Source organism: Synechococcus sp. KORDI-52 (assembly GCF_000737595.1).
GTDB lineage: Bacteria > Cyanobacteriota > Cyanobacteriia > PCC-6307 > Cyanobiaceae > Parasynechococcus.
Genome location: NZ_CP006271.1, coordinates 1,617,861 through 1,634,982 on the forward strand (window position 1 = coordinate 1,617,861; position 17,122 = coordinate 1,634,982).

Sequence of the window (17,122 nt, forward strand, 5' to 3'; positions counted from 1 at the left end):
GGTTCAGTCGCTGACGTCGACCGCTTCTGAGAATTCCACCGGCAGCTTCAAGCCCGTGGATTTCTGAAATTGCTTGAGCAGGGTGGCGATCGTCAGGGTTGTTCCTCCTGGTTGCTCACCCACCAGGCTGACCTCCTCCACCTCCACAGGCTGCACCGTATCGCTGAGCATCGTCAGCAACGGCTCCAGTTTCTGCAGCAGAAACAGGCGCTTGGCGTCATCCCCGGAGCGTTTCAGTGACTCCACCAGATCCCGCAGACCCTCGGCCTGAGAGCGGCCCTGCTCAATGATCGTGGCGGCCTCCCCCTTGGCCTCAGCCATCATCGTCTGACATTCCGATTCCGCCGGCGCCACGATGTCGGCCTGCAGTTGTTCCGTCACCTTCTTGATCCGCTCGGTTTGCACGGGCAGTTCAGCTTCGGCTCGCGCCAGTTCGGCTCCCACGCTGGCCTCCACTTCGGCGACGAGAGCCGCACGCCGTGTGAGGGCATCGGTGGTGCGTTTCTCTGCGTTGGCGGTGGCGATGGCCAGGTCTTTATCCAGGCGCCGCAGATCTGTGATGCGCTGGTTTTCCGCCTGCTGCACGGCGGATTGTGACTTGGCTTCTGCCTCGGCAATGCGCGAATCCCGCTTCAACTCCACCAATTGCTTCCGCCCGATGGAATCGAGGTAGCGCACATCATCGGAAATGTTCTGAATCTGCAGGGTGTCCAGCACCAGCCCGAGGCGCTGAAGATCGTCCTCGGCTTCCTCAAGGAGGGTGCGGGCGAAGGTCACTTTGTCCTCATTCAGCTGTTCGGGGGTCAGGCTCGACATCACGCCTCTGAGATTTCCCTCCAGGGTTTCCTTGGCGATGTGTCGGATCTCGTCTTGGCTTTTCCCGATCAGCCGCTCGATGGCGTTGTGAATCCCCGGCTCATCTCCGGAGATCTTGATGTTCGCGACACCGGAGACGTTCAACGGTATGCCTCCTTTGGAGTAGGCGTTCTCGACCCGTAAATCGATGATCATGTTGCTGAGATCCAGCCGCATCACTTCCTCGAGAACCGGAATCCGCAAGGCGCTGCCACCACGAACCGTGCGGTATCCCACGTTTTGGCCACTCCCGGTGCGTCGCCGCAGTCCGGCGAAGATCAGCACCTCACTGGGCTGACAGATGTAGTAGAGCTGGCGTAACAAAAGGATGAAGGCCCAGAGACCGGCAGCACCGGTAAGGCCGACAGCAACAAACATCAGAGGTCTCCTGAATCACGAAGGGTCGTTGTGCTGCTCAAGGTGGCCAACAGATCAATACCGAGGATCTGATGCACCTGGTCGAAGAACTGACGCACCACCCGGTGGTTGAGCTCCACAAGGCTGGCCAGGCTGGAGGCGTCATTCCCATCCAGCGTTGTGATGCGCTTCAGCTGGATGCGGCTGGGCAGTTGCGTTGCCTGGTTCAGCACCATCTCAATCTGTTGAAGCAGAAACACGAGTTCGGCGGTGCTGCCGGCTTCGTTCCAGACGGTGGTGAGCAGATCATTCACCAGCGCGCTGGCTTTCACGTCTTCTGCTGTTGCTGCCGCTCGGCCCCGGGCCCGCAACTCCTTGGCCTGTTGATTGGCCTGGGCTGGGAGAACCTCCTCCGCCTGGAGTCGTAATCGCTCCAGTTGTGCACGCACCTGTTGCAGTTTCTGCTCAGCACGGGCCCGCGCCTCGAGCTCTGCGGCAGCGGTGCGTTCCTCTTCGGATCGTGCCTTCTTTTCCATTTCCGCGATCTGGGTGCGGACGGCGTTGTCTTTCTGCAGCACCGTGGTCTCGGCTTCGGTGCGGACGACTTCAGCCACTTCTTCCATTTCTGCCTCCACCCTCTCGGCCTGACCGATCGCTTCCGCTTCGGCGATTTCCGCATCCCGCACGATCTGGGCAACGCGTCGACGGCTGATCGAATTCAGATAGTCAACGTCGTCCGACACGCTCTGAATCTTGAGGGTGTCGAGCTGAAGGCCCAGTCGCCGCATGTCTGCACCGACATCCTCCGCGATCTGTTCAGCAAACCGCAGCCGGTCTTCATTCACCTGTTCCGGCGTGAGCTGAGCAAGCACGCTGCGCAGGTTGCCTTCCAGGTTCTCTTTCGCCACCTGCACGATCTCGTTCTGGTGATGGCCGAGGAAACGTTCAATGGCGTTGTTGCGGATCTCAGGATCCGTGCTCACCTTCACGTTGGCGATCGCCTGAATGTTGAGGGGCGTTCCCCCGTGGGAGTAGGCGTTGTTGACTTCCACCACAACCGGCAACAGGGTCACATCCATGCGCCGTGCTGTTTCCAGGATTGGTTTGACGAAGGTCCAGCCACCATTGGCCACCACGCGATAACCCTTTGTTCCCTGGCCCTGGTTCGAGCGCGAGCCGGTGACCACAAGCATTTCGTTGGGCCTGCAGATCCGGATCATCCAGCGGCTGATCAGGTTCAACGCCACCAGGGTGACCACCACAAAGGCGGCTCCCCCCATGATCAATTCACCTTGGTTGCGGGTGCTGAAGGAAAGAGGTGGAGCTCCGCTCTGGGCTTGGAGCAACTGTCTTGGCATCAGCGCCGAAAAAATCCATCTCCTGCTTAGCGGCGGAGCCCTGAGTCGACCATCAACGTGATGGCTGTAGGGCTTCGACTTGCAGGGTGTGCTCGTCGCTGGCCACCACCACCACGCGGGTGTTGGCGGGCAGAACTCCTTTGGGACTGATGGCGGGTCGGCGCAGCAAACTCCCTTTCACCGTCACTTCCACAAAACCGCGACGTTCAGCATCCATCGCCAGAGTCACCACCCCCTCGAGGCCGGTCAAGTCGTCGCTGCGCACCAGGCTGTCGGCCTCACGCCGACCAATCAGCCGCAGCAGACGGGTCGCCGCCAGACCCATGCCACAACCCAGGCCCAGGGCCACCAGGCTGGAGGGCCAGCCGGCGCCGTTGCGCATCAGCAGTTGCATCAGGAGTCCAGACAAGCCAAAGCCTGTGAGCCCAAACGACCAGAACGGAGTGCTGAACATCAGGCTCAGCGGCCCACCTTCGCCATCGCTGACGCCGTCATCACTCAAAGAGAGGCCGATCAGCAGCAGCCCGGCGACAAGACAGAACAGATAGGAGTTGAGCATGGTGCGCGCGTTCAGAGGGGGGCTTCGGGCATCACCGCGACGAGAACCTGCTCCAGGTCCTGCATGAACAGCTGCATCGCCTCACGTCGATTGCTGCGGTATTGACTCAGTCTGGGTCTGACGGGCAACGCCTGCCCAAGACGCAGTTCCACCCGTTGCGCTCCGAGGCTCGGCTGTCCCCTCCAGGGTTTGTCTTCGATCCAGCCGATCGCCTCCTCAACCAGCAGCAACATCTCGGCAAAACGGTCGAAGTCGGGTCGATCGCTGATGTAGTGGCCACTCACGCTGGTGAAATGCTCCACCAGTCGCATGCGCGTGAGCTGGAGGTCGGCTTCGCGCGCCTCCCAGTCGGCCAGGCTCCGCTCCAGGGGCGGGATTTGATCAACACCTTCCCTGTAGATCCGATCCCAGGCCGCCTGTTCGATCCGTCGGCAACGTTCCTGAAGATTGCCGACGGCACGCAGGCCGAAATGGGCCTCGGCTTTGGCCAGGCCTTGCAGGCGGTAGGCCTCGATGCGTTCGCTGAACGTTTGCTCTTGATTGGGTTTCAGCCGCTCAAGTTGTTCAAGGGCGCTGAGCAGATTCATCCCGATCTGGATCAGCCGGTCGCGCCGGTCTGTTTCGGGAGTCCCGGAGCTGCCAGTGGCGCTGGCAATGCCGAGATGGCGTTCCAGGGCTTTCAACCTCACATCAAGGACCCCCCAGTTGTGTTTCCTCCAGCTGTAGTGAATGCCCACAGGCAAGACCTCCAGTTGCCTCTCATCGCCTGCTTTCTCCAGGTCCTCCGCGGCCCAGAACGCCAGTTGAGCGACCCCCGGTTCCAAAGGCGCCATCTCTCCTGACAAGTTGTTCGTTGCCCCTTCCGGCGCCACCACCAAGGGGTATCGCCCCTGGGCGAGAGCCGCGCGGGCCTGGGAGAGCGCTGGGCGGTCCAGGCGACCGCGATGGATCGCGATACCGCCACTGCGCTGGAGCAGCCAACCGATCACGGGGCCAGCCCAGATCGGAATGCCGCGGTCGTAGAGAAACCGCAGCTGGATGGGTCGTGCCAGCGGCAGATTGAGCCGACGGGCGGCCCGTGGAACACGGTTCCAGAACAAATCCGCCAGCACCACCGGATCGCGGGTGCTGGGGTGGCGAAAGGCAATCAGCAGATTGCAGCGTCCCGACTGCTGGGCCGCAAAAGCTTTGGCCAGGCCATCCGCCGCATCGCGATGGCTGAGTTCGAGCCCCTGACTGCGGAAGAGCAGAGGCAGCAGCCGGCTGACCATGGCCTGCACCATCCGGCTGGGGCGGGTGGGCAGCCGCCGCAGTGCGGGACGGGCGTTCTGGGTGAAGGCGCGGGGCATCGAACCGGCAACAGCGCGCCCATACTGATCCGATGGACCTCTTGCTGGAACCCCTCAGTCACGCCTTCATGGTCAAGGCCTTGTTGATCAGCGCCCTCGTCGGGGGTGTTTGCGGGCTGCTGTCCTGTTTCATGACCCTGAAGGGATGGGCCTTGATGGGAGATGCCGTCTCCCATGCCGTTCTCCCCGGCGTTGTGGTGGCCTACGCCCTGGGTCTCCCGTTCTCTCTCGGGGCCTTTGTCTTCGGTGTCGGTTCCGTTGCTGCCATCGGCTTTGTGAAGCAGAAGTCCCGGGTGAAGGAAGACACCGTCATCGGGTTGGTCTTCACCGGTTTCTTCGCCCTGGGTCTCGTTCTCGTCTCCAAGACGCGCAGCAACATCGATCTCACCCACATCCTGTTCGGCAACGTTCTGGGGATCTCGGCGGGAGACGTGCAACAGACCCTGGTGATTTCGGCGCTGGTGCTGGTGTTGCTGCTGCTGTTCCGCAGGGATCTGATGCTCTTCTGTTTTGACCCCACCCACGCCCGTTCGATCGGCATCAACACAGGACTTCTTCACTACATGCTGTTGGGGCTTCTGTCCTTAGCCGCCGTCGCCGGTCTGCAGACCGTTGGCATCATCCTGGTGGTGGCCATGCTCGTGACCCCTGGTGCCACGGCTTATCTCCTCACCGATCGGTTTGACCGGATGACGTTGTTGGCCGTCACCAGCAGTGTTTTCTCCAGCGTCCTCGGGGTGTTCATCAGCTACTGGACCGACAGCTCCACCGCCGGTTGCATCGTTCTGGCCCAGACCGCGCAATTCATCCTGGCCTTCCTTCTGGCCCCGAAGCAGGGGGTGCTGCGACGTCTGTGATCGCTGGATCAGTCCTCGTCGTCGTCCCAGTCAACGATGTCGTTGAAGCGCTGAACACCGGCTTCCCGGAAGTGAAACTCCTTGGCGGAACGCCCCTGGTCGGATTTCGGTTGCTGGGAACCGTCCTGGTCCCACGGCTCGCTGTAATCAAGGTCGTCCCGCATGTCCTGGACCGGCTCAGGAGGCTTCGCTGTCATCCCACTTGGCTTTGCCATCCAGCAGTTCGATCAGCTCCTGTAGCTTGCCCATGGTGATGCGCACATCGGCACCGTCGGGAAGAACACCATCGGCCACCACGTTGTAGTGGTCACGGCACTGGTTGCGCAGTTCCTGCAGACGCTTTTTGGTGATGGTCTTCTTCTGTTCTGCCGTTGCCATGGCGATTGCGGGGACTGGAACTCATCCCTAGCAGACCAGCGTGCTGTTTCTGGTGTCACCCGGGGAGGACCTGGCGAAAGCCATGGGCCTCGACCACATTGAGCGGGGTCATGAACAACCCACTCAGTTCGGCTGGCCGGAGCATGTCCCGCGGACTTCCATCTCCAACAATCGTTCCTTGCCTCAGGAACAGCACCCGTTGCATCTCCGGCACGATCGTGTCCACCCGGTGGGTGACTTGCACCACGGTGGTTCCCGCCTGGATCAAGCCCCGGAGGATGGTCAGCAATTGATGGCAGGCCCGTAGATCGAGGGCGCGGCTCGGTTCATCCAGCACCAGCACCTCGGGCTGGTGGACCAAGGCGCGGGCGATCAGAAGGCGGCGCCGCTGGCCGTCCGACAGTGCTCCGTACGAGCGCTCACGGATGCCGTGGAGGTGCAGTTGATGGAGCAGATCCCGCGCCTGCTCCCATTGCTCCTGGCTGGGGTGCTGATCAAGGCCCAGCCGGGTGGCACCAAAGAAACTGCTGACCACCACTTCTTCAACAGCTGTGCGGGGATGAAGGCGTTGTTCCAGTTCGCTGGACACCACTCCCAGACGGGAACGCAACGCCCAGAGGTTCACCGTTTCGCTGCCGAACAGCCGTAGATGGGCGTCGGGCCGTACGACGGGATACAGGCTGCGGTCGATCAGTTTCACCAGGCTGCTTTTGCCCGCTCCATTGGGGCCCAACACCGTTGTTGATTGCCGCAGCGTCAGTTGCAGGTTGAGGTTGTGCAGCACCGGGCGATCGCCCAGCCATGCCTCCACATTGCGGAGATCGAGCCAGGTTTCAGTGGTCATGGGCCTCCTTCAGCAGCCGTTCAATCACGATCGACAGGCCTGGCGCGACGGGCCGGAGCTCTTGCTGCCGCTCACTCCAGATCGATTCACGCAACAGATCGCTCAGGGACACCAGCTTCATCTCCTGGCCCTCCTTCAACTGCAGCTGGTTCAACGGCACGCCCAGGGGGCCGCGGAACAGATGGGCCACCCGGTTGCCGCTGTCGTCGCTGAACCAAGGCTCGAGAGGTTCGGTGGGTGACCAATCGATCTCCTCCTGCAGTTCACGGTGCACGGCTTCGCTGGCGGTTTCACCCGGCTCGAGATGCCCGCCAAACAGCCCCCAATGGCCCGGATAAATGATTGAGTCGATGTCGTCTCGCAGCTGGAGTAGCCATCGGCCCTCCCGCTGGAGCATGGCCAGGGCGACGGCAGGCTTCATGGGGCCTCCTGCCTGAGGCGTGACCACTGGGCCAGCCCTCCCCCACGGCCGCGCGCCATCAGTGTTCCCTGCTGCTCGTTGAGTTCAATCAGGGCGAAGAAGGGCAGACGTTGGGGGATCGGTGCCGGCATCTCTCGCCGGTGCAGGACCTGTCCCCAGCAGGACAGCTCCAATGAGGCGAAGCTGAAGATCAGCAGCGGTCTGGAGCCCTTCAGCTGGGCATGGCCGCTGAACCGCAACTGGAAACCTCCCAGGGAGACCTGGTTGACGATGCTCAGGCCCTGTTCATTGCGGTTCAGGATCAGGCTGGCCTGCAACCAGCGGAGCAGTGTTCCCGTGCCAGGAGCCGGGGCATCCCCATTTCGACTCCAGGTTTGTTGCAACATCCAGCAGCCCGGTAGCTGCTCGATCAGGATGCCGGTGCCCCCACGGCGCGCCTGGCGCTCCCGTGAGAGAAGGTCTGCAGCAGACAGACCGGGCACAGCTGAGATCATGGGGTTCTGCAACCTCCCCATCTTTTAGGAGTCGGCCCATGGAGCGCGACAAGCGCCGGACACCTCCCCTAACGGACCTGCTGTTGCAGGGACTGCGCATCGGTGCCAGCACCATTGCACTTGTTGAATTGCTGCGCAGCGACTGGATCGGAGGCGGGCTCGCCAGCCTGGCCTGGCTGCTGTTCGTTCAGGTGGAGCGGCGGCGGGCGCCGCTCAAACCCCCGTCCTGAGAATTGAATCGATGCAGTTCGGGTGTTGACGGATGTAGGCGTTGAACTCCATGGCTAGAAGCCTTGCTTCAAAAGCATCGGTGGCGTAGAAGCACGACTCCAGCTTTTCTCCGTTGGATGTTTTGTGCCGGACTGTGTAGGCGGCCCGTCCCTTAGCAATGCTGGCCATGGACTGATGAAGCAGTGGGTTCAAGCTGGCACTCCTGCCGGCTCGAATTCCATAACCATTCATTCATGTTTGCGTTTCAACGCTTCGTGAAGCTGTGTGAAGCGTCCGACCGTTCGCCTTGCCCTCTGCCCTGATGGTTCTGCCCATGGCCTCTTGCTCCCTGGTGTTCAAACTCGCTTTGGCGTCAGTGCTGTCCCTGAGTGTCTTGCCGGCCCGGGCCGACTGGCGTCCAGTGCAGGAGCCGGAGGCTTGGCAGTCACGTCGGGGCAACCTGTTGCCCGGGGACGGCTGGATTTTCATGGAGGCTCTGGAGACCCCTGCGCTCAAAGCAGCGGAATACATCCGGGCTCCCCAAGTGGTGAACGGCTCTGTTGAAGTGGAGGCTGGTTTGTTGATCCAGCGCGCAGGTAAGGAACGTTGGACTTACCGCGTTCTGCCGATGCGTGCCAACTGTGCCAGCGGTCAGCTGGAGCAACGCCAGGCCGATGGAGCATGGACCGTCTACCCCGGTCGCGATGGAACCGTGGTTAAGGTCCGCTGGATCTGCGCATTGCGATGAGTCGGCCTGCTTTTCGTTACGAAGAACCCGAACGCTTCGGGGAGTCGCTGACCACTGCACGTCCCTGGAACCGTTCCGCGCTGAGCGATGTGGAGCGTCTCAACGGCCGAGTGGCCATGCTTGGCTTCACTGCCGCCGTGGTGCTTGAACGCCTGACCGGATTGGGAATCGCAGCTCAGCTCCGTGCGGCGTTGCGCTGGTACCTCCAATTGGGTTGATTGATGGCAGTTGTTCCTGTTCTTGAGGACTCCCAACGGTTCAAGTTGGACACCTCGGATGATGCCATCTTCTACAGCGAGCCTCGCTTCGTTCACCATCTGGACGCAGGTTTTCGGTCTCGACTGACGACCCTTTACAGGGACCGGATACCCCCTTGTGCCCAGGTTCTGGATCTGATGAGCAGTTGGGTCAGCCACCTGCCGGAGGACGTGAGTTACGACAAGGTCATTGGCCATGGTCTCAACGACGAGGAGCTGCGTTCCAATCCGCGCCTTGATCAGCACTGGGTCCAGAACCTCAACAGGGATCAAACCCTCCCCGTTGAGGACGGTTCGATCGATGCCACCCTCATCGTTGCCGGGTGGCAGTACCTGCAGCAGCCAGAGCCGATCGCCGCTGAACTGTTGAGAATCACGCGGCCTCGGGGGCAGGTGATCGTCGCTTTTTCCAATCGGATGTTCTTCACCAAGGCCCCGCAGGTCTGGACCGATGGTGACGACGGCGATCACCTCCGCTACATCGCAGAGGTGTTAGTGGCGCAGGGTTGGCCCAACCCGGAGATCATCGCCGAAGACACCCGCGCCGAAGGCGTGATGGGTTTGTTCGGAGGCAAAGGAGATCCATTTTTTGCTGTGGTGGCTCAGAAACCTCTGCACTGATGCCCACCTCCTGTATCGGGTGACGGGATGCCGCTCTGGGTCTGAACGTCACGCAGCAGGGTGTTGGCCGCATGTTCCCCGCCATGTGCGTTGATCAGGTGATCAGCACCACGTCACTTGCCCGGCCCATCCCGCCTGTCCCAACCTGTCGTCATTCTCGGCGGTTTTTTGATCACCGAGGAGGCGTATCGGCCCCTCGCCGATTGGATTGACCAGGCCACAGGTGCTCCTGTACGCATCGTGCCCTCGTCCAAATTGGATTGGCTGGCCACGAGCTGGGCCTTTGGCTGGTGCCGTTTGCTGGACCGTGTCGATGCCTGTGTGCGCGAACTGCAGCAGCTGTCGCCAACTGGTCGCGTCACCTTGATTGGCCATAGTTCCGGTGGCGTGATGTTGAGGCCTTACCTGGTCGACCAGACCTTTCTGAACCGGCGTTTCAACGGTGCGACCCGGTGCAATCGGCTGATCACCCTGGGCAGTCCCCATCAAGCGGTGCGGGCTACACCGCTAAGGGCTCGCGTGGATCGCGAGTTTCCGGGGTGTCCTGAAGCCGACCGGGTGGACTACGTCGCGGTTGCTGGTCGGCTCGATCCTCTTGGAGTCAATGCATCCGACTTTTCGAAGCGCAGCGCTGCCCGCAGTTATCGCCAGATCATGGGCGACCCGGATCTGGAGGGGGATGGCCTGGTGCCGATGCCATCAGCCTTGCTGCGGGATGCTCGTTGGATCGAGCTTTCCGATACGGCCCACGGAGGCTTGTTCGGCCAAAGCTGGTACGGCTCCACCGATCGAATTGAGTTTTGGTGGTCGCAGTTGGGTGACTGAACCAGGCGATCGGGCATTGTGGCTTGCTTCGGCGATCAGACTGTGCAGCATTCGAAAGGTTTTGGGGGGCAGGCCAGCACGTCCAAGAGGAAGCCAAGCAAGAAGCGCAAGCCAGGGACCTCGAACCATCGACGTGAGCAATGTCCCCTGGGCCGCGATCCGGGTCTTGAAGCGATTCAGGCCAGGCAGTGCCTTGGATTGCCTTTGACCGGGCGTTTGAGCGTTTCCCAGGTGAAGCGGGCGCACAAACGGCTTGCCGTTCAACATCACCCGGACAAGGGGGGAGATCCCGCACTGATGACTCGGTTCAATACGGCACGCGATGTGTTGCTTCAGCCCGAGATGGACCTGATTGCTGCGTGATGGCCGTCAAGCCGCTCAGCTGCTACGGCTACGGCCGAGAACCAACCAGGAGATCAGCACGAGACCACTCAGGCTGACAACGGTGTAAATCCAATCAGCGTATGGCGTCCAAAACAGTCCCACAACAGGGGCTGTCATCGGTCCCAGACCAGCAGGAGGACCACGAACAACGCACCGAACACCAGGAATGGCGTCAGCAGTGTCAGCAGGGACTGTGTTTCGATCGTTCAAGCCGCAGCATGCGGATCATCCGGCTGTCTGTTTTGATCTGTCAAATCTCTTTTATCCACTGACATTCAGGCAATAGACCAACTCCTGTCATTTTCAGCCGGGATCGAGACATGGGATGAACAACCGTCAGCGACAACTTCTTTTTGTTTTTCTGGCCTCGATGGGGTTGGGTTTGCTGGCCGGTCTGGCCTACACCTTCACCTCACAAATGATTCGACCGGCCAAGATTGATCTGGATCCTGCGCTTCCGGATCAGAACAGGCGGCCTGAGCCCATGGGGCCTCCACCTCCTGAACAGACCCCAGGCCCTGCGGAGGCCGACTGTGCCGTTCCTCCCGGAGGAGGTCCGCCTGTCACGCAGGATTTCCAGCCCTGTTGATGGCGACTTTTGATTGAGACGAGAGCTTTTGCGCCACAATCTTAAGGAGATATAAAAAAGCCCTCTTTCGATGTTCAAGATTGTTTCAATTGTCTGGTCTGATACCGAAGTGAAGAGCAACTTCCGGTGAAGGTTTAGAGCCTTTTCACAACGTTCATGAACAGCGACCAGCGTCTCAGCTATCTGCACTTGATGAACAAGGCCGCTGAATCTGAAGACCGACAGAGTTACTTTTACTACCTGAAGCTTGCTGAGGAAACACTGCAACGCCAGGATCCCGAAGTGCTCTGGAAGCCAGTGGGCTGATTCAACGAATCACGTTGGCCTTGAAAAAACCCATTCCAAGGCCAAATGATGATTTTTTATCGCGATGAAGCGTGACCGCGATATCGAAATCGAGCAGATCCGATTGTTCGATGTCTTCACGCTTCAGGTTGTGGACGTTGTCGGCCTCGAAGCGATCAATGATGACATCGCGATTGGTCTGCAGGTACGCCACGATCTGTTGCAGCACGTGGTCGCGCCAGGCCTCACTGGCTTCGTTGCCGACGGGCTCGGTCATGGCGGCTGGGAGTTCTGCCTACAGATTGAACCCGAACCTGCCGTTGACGTGAAGGCCGTGGGGGTGGGAATAGACCGGTGGGCCTACCCAAGGTGATGGTGCGACAACCGGGGCATGGCTTCGGTATCTGTTTTCGATGACTCTCCGGTTCCCCATGCCATGGGGGTAGGCGTAGACCCGTGGACCGATCCAGGGTGATGGTGCGAGCACCACCCTTCTGGGAACCGGCGTATACACCGATTCATAGCGTCGGTAACTGTTTTCAATGGCTCTCCTGTAGCCCTGTCTGTATCCCTTGTCATAGGCCTTCTTCTTCTTGCGGGAATGGTGATGCTGGTGGTGATCGTCATGGGCCTGACTTTCGGGAGCCAGGCCGATTCCGGCCACAGCGACAAACAGTGCAGCAGTGCCGAGACGTTGAGCGAGGGACATGGATGATCAATGGACTGGGATCAACGTATTCCGGTTGGACCGGTGAACCATGTCTGCTTCCCGTTCAAATATGACCGGATGCTGCCTGGCACCCGTCTGCCTTATTTCGTTTCTGTGTTTTGTTCGAGCACAAAGCGAAGCGCCCACAGGCCGGCATAGGAGCCAGTGAGAACGAGGAGGATCAGAATCAACACGACACATTCCCATCCAGGCCAATCGTTCTAACCGACGTTTGGCTTCAGCTGGGCCATCAGATGGTCCAGTAGCCGTACCAGTCAGGGTGTTCTGGAGCCTCGTCATGTTGGGCGTCGGCAATCAGTTTCAGATGCCATTGGCCATTGCCATGAATCGGCAGCAGATCATCCAGCGCACGGTCCATCTCGACCCTGTGAAGATCATCCTTATGCACCTGTTCCTGTCCCTGAAGCCAACGCTGGCGTGCACGGGCTTTGGCCGATGCTGACGAACGGGCCACGATCACTCCGAACGCGTGCTGTTCCGCCATCGTTGTCGGGTCATAGGCCCCAAGGTTGACAAACCAGAGACGTGGCCCATCAGCAGCATTGGCTGGTTGCTCCGGTTGTTCAACAACCTCAATGCGGTACCCATCGCTGCGGTCGATGCAGCGGTAGCTGTCGATATGCAGGCCACGGCGAAGGCCGATCCATTCCTGGCGCAGTGCCGGCAGTGTGGCCTCGATGCTCTCTCCCACAACCCAACGCACATCGTGTTGCTCGACATGGCAGCCCGAGCAACGCCCCCCCAGCACCACCAGGAACAGCTTTAGGGCGCTGCTCATCGCTGTGCCGTTGACGTGTTGTCGGCATGGGCGACGACGGCGCGGCAGTGAGCGATGAACTCTTCGACATTCATGGATCCCTTGGATTCCATGGTCTGGAGACTCAGGATCTCAACGTTGGCGATGCCGTCGTTGTCGACGTGGCAGACCGTCGGATCTCGGCAGTCATCCAGATGTCGACCGTTCAAGGGCAGCCCGTCATACGGATCGGTTCCGTCACACCGGTGGAAAGCCCCGTGGATGGCCTCCATCGCCTCTTTGACTTGAAAGGTGGCTCCTCGCTTCTTGGCCCGCTTGGTGATCGTCACTGCTGAACGGTTCAGCAGTCGCTTGTACGTGTCAACATCCATCTCCAGCCAGCTGGGTGGCGCGACAGTCATCGCAGTGCTTCCCATGCAACCCTCCGCTGCTTCATCTGCTCAGACGTTGTTCAGCCAGGCCACAAACAACCGCCGGATCTCCGCTTCGTTGGTGACGCGCTCGCTCAGAGAGGCCGTCACGGCACCAGGGTGCTCTCGCTGAACGATCTGCTCCGCTTCATAGGCATCTGCCGCTTCAACGGGCCTGAACCCAGCACCAACGCCTTCTGGTGTGCAATAAAAGACGGGATAACGGCTCATCAGTTGGTTGCAATGTCCAACCGATAGCAACGGTTGTGCGTTCGAGGGAAGGATGCATGGCCACGGCCTGAGCCAGGTCGTGGCCGATGTTCACGGGTGATCTCAGCGCGTCAGCAGCCAAACGGCCAAACCGCCACAAGCAAAGCCTTTGATGAACTGCAACCAGGTGAGGCCGTAGGTGTCCAGCGAGAGTGTTCTCATCATCCAATTCAGAACTTCTTTGTGTTTCCGAATCAGGGGTGAGCTGTTGGCCGTGTTGAGTTGTGGAACTTGCTTGAGTCTGATCTCTGCGAGCTTGGCCACCTTCGTTCATGTTCGCGACTGAGATTTTACGGGGTCTGAGTGCTTGAGATCACACTTGCTTTCAACCTCGAGATCATCTGTTTGGCGATTGGATCGCGCTACCAGATCAACACTCTTTTCAGATGGCTTCGTTTCTCAGGCGTTGAACCGCTCTAGAACGAACTCAATGCTCACCCTGTTGAGATTGTGGATTGATGCACATCGTCTTTCTTTCGGCAGAACGATTCGGGTCACCACGTAGGCGCAAGGCAACAGCCGGAGCTCGGTCCATGACCGCCAGTCCCAGCAAAGTACTAACGCGGGCAAGACCAGCTTCTGACAGTCATTCCTGGTGATTGATCTCAGGAGTGAGTTCTGGTCTGGTTGTTATGGCTCATCCATGGAGCCTTCTGCTGTGCTGTCGGCCTTGAGCATGCTCCTCTGGCAGAGGCGAGACCCGGACACTAGGTCTGTGATTCAAATCACATTCAACCAAGATCTGTCTCACACTTCGCACACGGCAATCGGGCAATCATTTGTTTGTTCGTTCCCACCCAAACAATGTCTTACCTGTTTGAGTCCTTGCACAAAGGGCTTCTTGGAGGAATAACCGCTACAGCATTAGTTCATGGCGTAGCGATTGCCCACCCTTATCCAGGACCGCACCCGCATCTCCAGCAAACAAAGTCAGCTGCTTTCCTGCGCGACTGTGGCTTTCAGACACCAGCCTCCGTTCAGTCGGTGAGCAGGGAATGTCCCAATATTGAACAAGGTTTATTGGGAACTGGTTCTTCGGTGCACATACTCAATACTGTTCAACGTCATCTGTCTGGGCAGAGAGGGATTTGGTACGAGGTACGCATCGTCCAAAACCGGGCACGAGGTGGGGCCTCAGTCAATGCACACAGCGGCATGATTGGTTGGCTTCGGGCTAATAAATTCTGAGGGCAGATCAAATCGAGCCGGATTGGGGTCATGATCCGTTGTCATATCATCCACACACCCGCCAGGTTCCATCACCTCGTGTGTGTGTGATCAGGGAGGGCAGCTTCACGTCCCTATGCACTGAAGACCACGACGTGTCGGACGAACAGAGACCAAACAGACAGCGGATGCTCCGAAGGGTCAGCTCCTGACGAGGTTTCTGAGGATCAGGTCGAGTTGACCCCGTCATCGTTCAAGCCTATCGACATCACTGATGCTGCTCTCTGCTGTTGCTTCCGATGTGTTCACCTCCTGTGACGACGGCGATACCTGTCGAACGACAAGGGGAGAATCGTTGCGGCTGGCCTGGATCATGACACCAGTTTCAGGTGGCAAAGCGCCAAACAAGTTCCTGCTGCAGCGGGCAGGGATCATCTGAACCGGATGTGGCCCATAGCCATTACGAGATAATCCTGGAGTACGACTAGCAATTGCCTCGGACAAGATGATCCGTACCACACTTACCGCAGCCGCTATTGCCATCAGTGGCCTGTCTGCAGTCAGCGCCAAACCTGCAGAGATCTCCCCCACAAACCTCATTAATGGTGAAACACCACCAGGGAAAGTCGCTGGACTTGTCAATATTACGAAGCTAATTGACGTCGTCAGGCCAGATGGACTGCAATTGCTTGTTGGCAGAGGTACAAGGCTTCCTGGAACCAGAGTTGCTATTCACATCCATGAATTTGGGGGGTTTACCTGCATTATCTCGGGCGAGATAACAGACTTTGTTGAGGGGAAAGAAGATGTTAAGTATGGTCCGGGTGAGTGTTATTACATGCCACCAAATACTCCGATGTCTGCCGCAAATCTTGGAGACGAGCCAGTCGTACTCATTGATTCCTTTGTGGTGACACCTGGTCAGCCCGTCATTACAAAGATTGAATCTGGCTTGAACTAGAAACACTCATCAATTTCACCACTTCACTGGAAACAATATCCAGTGAAGCAGGTCAGTAGGGGCTTTCCGTCATCAAGCACATGACAGCCCCCAGGCGCTTCCTTCGGGTGGTTGCAGTAGGGCTGGCTCCCGAAAGCTGAAAGCACTCCTGGCCGTTTTTCCTAACGCATGGCTGCACACACATGCACTGCCCTGCGAAAGCATTGCGTCACTGCGAACCATTGATACTGACATCTTCAAGCGCCTGCTGCGTTGGGTCGTGCATGAATTTTGAGAAGCAGCGCTAACTGAATTTCTCCTTGACAGGCTTTATTTTTTAGCGATGGCATTATGTATGCATCTCATAGAGTTCATTGTTGAGTTGCTTAACGCTCACAGTTGTCGCCGCTATTGCATGGATAAATGGCGTATCCCTTCCCAACCAGTTCGGGTGTAGCACTGTTATTAATCATCCACTTGTCCAGCCTTAGCACGTATTTATCGCCACTCTCAAGGAAGAGTCCAGCGAAATATATTTCAATAAAGGGCGGCCAGCCACCTGTGCCGCCTGGTTCGTTATCGGCATAGCACTTCCACCCGTTTGTTACTCCGTAAGAATCCATGCTGGGTGATGTGAAGTTGGTATTTGGCATCGAAGAGTCTGCCTCACATACCCAGGGGAAGAGGGCAAACGTGAAGGCGTGTTTGACACCATCAACATTTTTGTAAGGGTTTTTTCCGTTGTTGATTGAGCGAATACTGTTGCAAACATCAGGATTCCAGGGGCGAGCCATGCTGGCTCCTGCTCCGCAAATTTTCCCGGTTTCAATGTCATCTCCAACGTTGTACCATCCAGCCCAATACTTCATACGGCCGAATGTTGTTCCTGAGTTTGGATGGGTGAAGGTGCAGTGATTTCTGCCGTGGGGGCCTTTTCCGCAACCTGGTTGTGACGGACTTCCATCAAATCGCTCGATGTATTTGATGTCACCTAAGCAGTCAGGTTGAATTCCGGCTCCATCGCAGTTGTGAAACACCCAATAATCAGTCCGACTACCCGCAGGAAAGCTTGCCCATGTTCTTGCACCCATCTGCCATTGAGCACCTGCAATGATGTCTTCGTAGGGTCCACCACCACATGGGTTGGGTGTGTTGTGGTCGAGATTGAATTGAAAGGGACGATAGGTGAATGGGCTACAGCTGATGTCTTTTTTGCCTTCTCCACCTCCACCGCAATAGTTGGTTAATTTCGTCACAGGACCGCTGGGGTAGGGAACCTTGGCCCAACAGAAACCTTGTCCGAGTCCACTCGTCAATATGGGCTTAGATGCTTGAAAATTTAATCGTTCTGTTGCTGCAGGTTGCTGTTGAGACGCTGTTGTTGAGAAGGGAGCGACAGGCGTTAATCCAGCAATCAGGAGAGTCAGTAACATGTTTTGGTTCACTGATATTTAGTA

At 58.4% G+C, this 17,122-nt stretch carries 26 protein-coding genes and 1 pseudogene; 11 read left to right on the plus strand and 16 right to left on the minus strand.

Going from position 1 to position 17,122, the window contains the following annotated elements:
* Window positions 1-3 precede the first annotated feature (3 nt).
* From KR52_RS08210 to KR52_RS08225, 4 genes and pseudogenes are all read right to left on the minus strand, one after another.
* Window positions 4-1,233 carry a flotillin family protein gene (locus tag KR52_RS08210; protein ID WP_038554578.1) on the minus strand — a complete coding sequence of 410 codons (1,230 nt, stop codon included), beginning with the start codon at window positions 1,231-1,233 and terminating at the stop codon, window positions 4-6.
* A complete protein-coding gene (locus tag KR52_RS08215; protein ID WP_038554581.1) occupies window positions 1,233-2,570 on the minus strand; it encodes a flotillin family protein in 1,338 nt (445 codons plus the stop codon). The genes KR52_RS08210 and KR52_RS08215 overlap by 1 nt, the downstream gene beginning before the upstream one ends.
* A 291-nt stretch (window positions 2,571-2,861) precedes the next feature.
* Window positions 2,862-2,918, minus strand: a pseudogene (locus tag KR52_RS15345) (hypothetical protein); the annotation flags it as partial.
* Window positions 2,919-3,140: 222 nt separating this feature from the next.
* Window positions 3,141-4,478: a 1-acyl-sn-glycerol-3-phosphate acyltransferase gene (locus KR52_RS08225; RefSeq protein ID WP_038554588.1), complete on the minus strand. Its 1,338-nt coding sequence runs from the start codon at window positions 4,476-4,478 to the stop codon at window positions 3,141-3,143.
* 32 nt (window positions 4,479-4,510) lie between these two features.
* Between KR52_RS08225 and KR52_RS08230 the strand changes: the two genes are divergently transcribed.
* Window positions 4,511-5,335: a metal ABC transporter permease gene (locus KR52_RS08230; RefSeq protein ID WP_038554591.1), complete on the plus strand. Its 825-nt coding sequence runs from the start codon at window positions 4,511-4,513 to the stop codon at window positions 5,333-5,335.
* Between the two features lie 8 nt (window positions 5,336-5,343).
* Here KR52_RS08230 and KR52_RS14315 read toward each other — a convergent pair whose 3' ends face one another.
* The 5 genes from KR52_RS14315 to KR52_RS08250 are packed head-to-tail and all read right to left on the minus strand — an operon-like array spanning window position 5,344 to window position 7,472.
* On the minus strand, window positions 5,344-5,499 hold the full coding sequence (locus KR52_RS14315; protein WP_156957663.1) for a hypothetical protein: 156 nt from the start codon (window positions 5,497-5,499) through the stop codon (window positions 5,344-5,346).
* A 13-nt stretch (window positions 5,500-5,512) separates the two neighbouring features.
* On the minus strand, window positions 5,513-5,713 hold the full coding sequence (locus tag KR52_RS08235) for a hypothetical protein (RefSeq protein WP_038554594.1): 201 nt from the start codon (window positions 5,711-5,713) through the stop codon (window positions 5,513-5,515).
* A 55-nt stretch (window positions 5,714-5,768) separates the two neighbouring features.
* Window positions 5,769-6,557 carry an ABC transporter ATP-binding protein gene (locus KR52_RS08240; RefSeq protein ID WP_038554598.1) on the minus strand — a complete coding sequence of 263 codons (789 nt, stop codon included), beginning with the start codon at window positions 6,555-6,557 and terminating at the stop codon, window positions 5,769-5,771.
* Window positions 6,547-6,978, minus strand: a complete 432-nt coding sequence (locus KR52_RS08245) for an NUDIX hydrolase (RefSeq protein WP_038554599.1) — start codon at window positions 6,976-6,978, stop codon at window positions 6,547-6,549. Before KR52_RS08245 ends, KR52_RS08240 begins: the two co-directional genes overlap by 11 nt.
* Entirely contained in the window at window positions 6,975-7,472 is a 498-nt protein-coding gene (locus KR52_RS08250) for a hypothetical protein (RefSeq protein ID WP_038554601.1), read from the minus strand. Before KR52_RS08250 ends, KR52_RS08245 begins: the two co-directional genes overlap by 4 nt.
* 38 nt (window positions 7,473-7,510) lie before the next feature.
* Between KR52_RS08250 and KR52_RS08255 the strand changes: the two genes are divergently transcribed.
* Entirely contained in the window at window positions 7,511-7,702 is a 192-nt protein-coding gene (locus KR52_RS08255; protein ID WP_038554604.1) for a hypothetical protein, read from the plus strand.
* On the opposite strand, the gene KR52_RS08260 is transcribed toward KR52_RS08255, so the two are convergent.
* Window positions 7,686-7,871, minus strand: a complete 186-nt coding sequence (locus KR52_RS08260) for a hypothetical protein (protein ID WP_038554606.1) — start codon at window positions 7,869-7,871, stop codon at window positions 7,686-7,688. The genes KR52_RS08255 and KR52_RS08260 overlap by 17 nt on opposite strands.
* 118 nt (window positions 7,872-7,989) lie before the next feature.
* Between KR52_RS08260 and KR52_RS08265 the strand changes: the two genes are divergently transcribed.
* The 7 genes from KR52_RS08265 to KR52_RS14320 all read left to right on the plus strand — a co-directional run bounded on the left by KR52_RS08265 (window position 7,990) and on the right by KR52_RS14320 (window position 11,412).
* Window positions 7,990-8,430, plus strand: coding sequence for a hypothetical protein (locus KR52_RS08265; protein WP_253912354.1), 441 nt, complete (start codon window positions 7,990-7,992; stop codon window positions 8,428-8,430).
* Window positions 8,427-8,648 (plus strand): chlorophyll a/b-binding protein, encoded by a 222-nt coding sequence (locus KR52_RS08270; RefSeq protein WP_038554609.1) that lies wholly within the window; start codon window positions 8,427-8,429, stop codon window positions 8,646-8,648. The genes KR52_RS08265 and KR52_RS08270 overlap by 4 nt, the downstream gene beginning before the upstream one ends.
* 3 nt (window positions 8,649-8,651) lie before the next feature.
* The gene (locus KR52_RS08275) at window positions 8,652-9,308 is read left to right on the plus strand and encodes a methyltransferase domain-containing protein (RefSeq protein ID WP_038554611.1); all 657 of its coding nucleotides are present in this window, start codon (window positions 8,652-8,654) and stop codon (window positions 9,306-9,308) included.
* 117 nt (window positions 9,309-9,425) lie between these two features.
* On the plus strand, window positions 9,426-10,133 hold the full coding sequence (locus KR52_RS08280) for an esterase (RefSeq protein ID WP_253912355.1): 708 nt from the start codon (window positions 9,426-9,428) through the stop codon (window positions 10,131-10,133).
* 18 nt (window positions 10,134-10,151) lie between these two features.
* Entirely contained in the window at window positions 10,152-10,496 is a 345-nt protein-coding gene (locus KR52_RS14950; RefSeq protein ID WP_084221968.1) for a molecular chaperone DnaJ, read from the plus strand.
* 346 nt (window positions 10,497-10,842) lie between these two features.
* Window positions 10,843-11,106, plus strand: coding sequence for a hypothetical protein (locus tag KR52_RS08295; RefSeq protein ID WP_038554616.1), 264 nt, complete (start codon window positions 10,843-10,845; stop codon window positions 11,104-11,106).
* A 156-nt stretch (window positions 11,107-11,262) separates the two neighbouring features.
* The gene (locus KR52_RS14320) at window positions 11,263-11,412 is read left to right on the plus strand and encodes a hypothetical protein (protein WP_156957664.1); all 150 of its coding nucleotides are present in this window, start codon (window positions 11,263-11,265) and stop codon (window positions 11,410-11,412) included.
* 1 nt (window position 11,413) lies between these two features.
* On the opposite strand, the gene KR52_RS08300 is transcribed toward KR52_RS14320, so the two are convergent.
* The 5 genes from KR52_RS08300 to KR52_RS08315 all read right to left on the minus strand — a co-directional run bounded on the left by KR52_RS08300 (window position 11,414) and on the right by KR52_RS08315 (window position 13,519).
* Window positions 11,414-11,668, minus strand: a complete 255-nt coding sequence (locus KR52_RS08300; protein WP_038554619.1) for a hypothetical protein — start codon at window positions 11,666-11,668, stop codon at window positions 11,414-11,416.
* An 18-nt stretch (window positions 11,669-11,686) separates the two neighbouring features.
* Complete coding sequence (locus KR52_RS14325) at window positions 11,687-12,100, minus strand: hypothetical protein (RefSeq protein ID WP_156957665.1); 414 nt, start codon at window positions 12,098-12,100, stop codon at window positions 11,687-11,689.
* Window positions 12,101-12,350: 250 nt separating this feature from the next.
* On the minus strand, window positions 12,351-12,899 hold the full coding sequence (locus KR52_RS08305) for a DUF1543 domain-containing protein (RefSeq protein WP_038554621.1): 549 nt from the start codon (window positions 12,897-12,899) through the stop codon (window positions 12,351-12,353).
* Window positions 12,896-13,279 (minus strand): hypothetical protein, encoded by a 384-nt coding sequence (locus KR52_RS08310; protein WP_253912356.1) that lies wholly within the window; start codon window positions 13,277-13,279, stop codon window positions 12,896-12,898. Before KR52_RS08310 ends, KR52_RS08305 begins: the two co-directional genes overlap by 4 nt.
* Before the next feature lie 39 nt (window positions 13,280-13,318).
* Window positions 13,319-13,519 carry a hypothetical protein gene (locus KR52_RS08315; protein ID WP_253912357.1) on the minus strand — a complete coding sequence of 67 codons (201 nt, stop codon included), beginning with the start codon at window positions 13,517-13,519 and terminating at the stop codon, window positions 13,319-13,321.
* Window positions 13,520-14,999: 1,480 nt separating this feature from the next.
* Here KR52_RS08315 and KR52_RS14330 point away from each other — a divergent pair.
* Both KR52_RS14330 and KR52_RS13695 read left to right on the plus strand, forming a co-directional pair.
* A complete protein-coding gene (locus tag KR52_RS14330) occupies window positions 15,000-15,164 on the plus strand; it encodes a hypothetical protein (RefSeq protein WP_156957666.1) in 165 nt (54 codons plus the stop codon).
* Window positions 15,165-15,230: 66 nt separating this feature from the next.
* Window positions 15,231-15,686: a cupin domain-containing protein gene (locus KR52_RS13695; RefSeq protein WP_071840214.1), complete on the plus strand. Its 456-nt coding sequence runs from the start codon at window positions 15,231-15,233 to the stop codon at window positions 15,684-15,686.
* Between the two features lie 365 nt (window positions 15,687-16,051).
* On the opposite strand, the gene KR52_RS14335 is transcribed toward KR52_RS13695, so the two are convergent.
* Complete coding sequence (locus tag KR52_RS14335; protein WP_156957667.1) at window positions 16,052-17,098, minus strand: hypothetical protein; 1,047 nt, start codon at window positions 17,096-17,098, stop codon at window positions 16,052-16,054.
* Between the last annotated feature and the right edge of the window lie 24 nt (window positions 17,099-17,122).

Excerpts from the sequence above, each read along its gene's own strand:
- KR52_RS08210 (WP_038554578.1), bottom strand. The coding sequence starts at position 1,233 with ATGTTTGTTGCTGTCGGCCTTACCGGTGCTGCCGGTCTCTGGGCCTTC.
- KR52_RS08215 (WP_038554581.1), bottom strand. The coding sequence starts at position 2,570 with ATGCCAAGACAGTTGCTCCAAGCCCAGAGCGGAGCTCCACCTCTTTCC.
- KR52_RS08225 (WP_038554588.1), bottom strand. The coding sequence starts at position 4,478 with ATGCCCCGCGCCTTCACCCAGAACGCCCGTCCCGCACTGCGGCGGCTG.
- KR52_RS08230 (WP_038554591.1), top strand. The coding sequence starts at position 4,511 with ATGGACCTCTTGCTGGAACCCCTCAGTCACGCCTTCATGGTCAAGGCC.
- KR52_RS14315 (WP_156957663.1), bottom strand. The coding sequence starts at position 5,499 with ATGCGGGACGACCTTGATTACAGCGAGCCGTGGGACCAGGACGGTTCC.
- KR52_RS08235 (WP_038554594.1), bottom strand. The coding sequence starts at position 5,713 with ATGGCAACGGCAGAACAGAAGAAGACCATCACCAAAAAGCGTCTGCAG.
- KR52_RS08240 (WP_038554598.1), bottom strand. The coding sequence starts at position 6,557 with ATGACCACTGAAACCTGGCTCGATCTCCGCAATGTGGAGGCATGGCTG.
- KR52_RS08245 (WP_038554599.1), bottom strand. The coding sequence starts at position 6,978 with ATGAAGCCTGCCGTCGCCCTGGCCATGCTCCAGCGGGAGGGCCGATGG.
- KR52_RS08250 (WP_038554601.1), bottom strand. The coding sequence starts at position 7,472 with ATGATCTCAGCTGTGCCCGGTCTGTCTGCTGCAGACCTTCTCTCACGG.
- KR52_RS08255 (WP_038554604.1), top strand. The coding sequence starts at position 7,511 with ATGGAGCGCGACAAGCGCCGGACACCTCCCCTAACGGACCTGCTGTTG.
- KR52_RS08260 (WP_038554606.1), bottom strand. The coding sequence starts at position 7,871 with ATGGCCAGCATTGCTAAGGGACGGGCCGCCTACACAGTCCGGCACAAA.
- KR52_RS08270 (WP_038554609.1), top strand. The coding sequence starts at position 8,427 with ATGAGTCGGCCTGCTTTTCGTTACGAAGAACCCGAACGCTTCGGGGAG.
- KR52_RS08275 (WP_038554611.1), top strand. The coding sequence starts at position 8,652 with ATGGCAGTTGTTCCTGTTCTTGAGGACTCCCAACGGTTCAAGTTGGAC.
- KR52_RS08295 (WP_038554616.1), top strand. The coding sequence starts at position 10,843 with ATGAACAACCGTCAGCGACAACTTCTTTTTGTTTTTCTGGCCTCGATG.
- KR52_RS14320 (WP_156957664.1), top strand. The coding sequence starts at position 11,263 with ATGAACAGCGACCAGCGTCTCAGCTATCTGCACTTGATGAACAAGGCC.
- KR52_RS08300 (WP_038554619.1), bottom strand. The coding sequence starts at position 11,668 with ATGACCGAGCCCGTCGGCAACGAAGCCAGTGAGGCCTGGCGCGACCAC.
- KR52_RS14325 (WP_156957665.1), bottom strand. The coding sequence starts at position 12,100 with ATGTCCCTCGCTCAACGTCTCGGCACTGCTGCACTGTTTGTCGCTGTG.
- KR52_RS08305 (WP_038554621.1), bottom strand. The coding sequence starts at position 12,899 with ATGAGCAGCGCCCTAAAGCTGTTCCTGGTGGTGCTGGGGGGGCGTTGC.
- KR52_RS08310 (WP_253912356.1), bottom strand. The coding sequence starts at position 13,279 with ATGACTGTCGCGCCACCCAGCTGGCTGGAGATGGATGTTGACACGTAC.
- KR52_RS08315 (WP_253912357.1), bottom strand. The coding sequence starts at position 13,519 with ATGAGCCGTTATCCCGTCTTTTATTGCACACCAGAAGGCGTTGGTGCT.
- KR52_RS14330 (WP_156957666.1), top strand. The coding sequence starts at position 15,000 with ATGCTGCTCTCTGCTGTTGCTTCCGATGTGTTCACCTCCTGTGACGAC.
- KR52_RS13695 (WP_071840214.1), top strand. The coding sequence starts at position 15,231 with ATGATCCGTACCACACTTACCGCAGCCGCTATTGCCATCAGTGGCCTG.
- KR52_RS14335 (WP_156957667.1), bottom strand. The coding sequence starts at position 17,098 with ATGTTACTGACTCTCCTGATTGCTGGATTAACGCCTGTCGCTCCCTTC.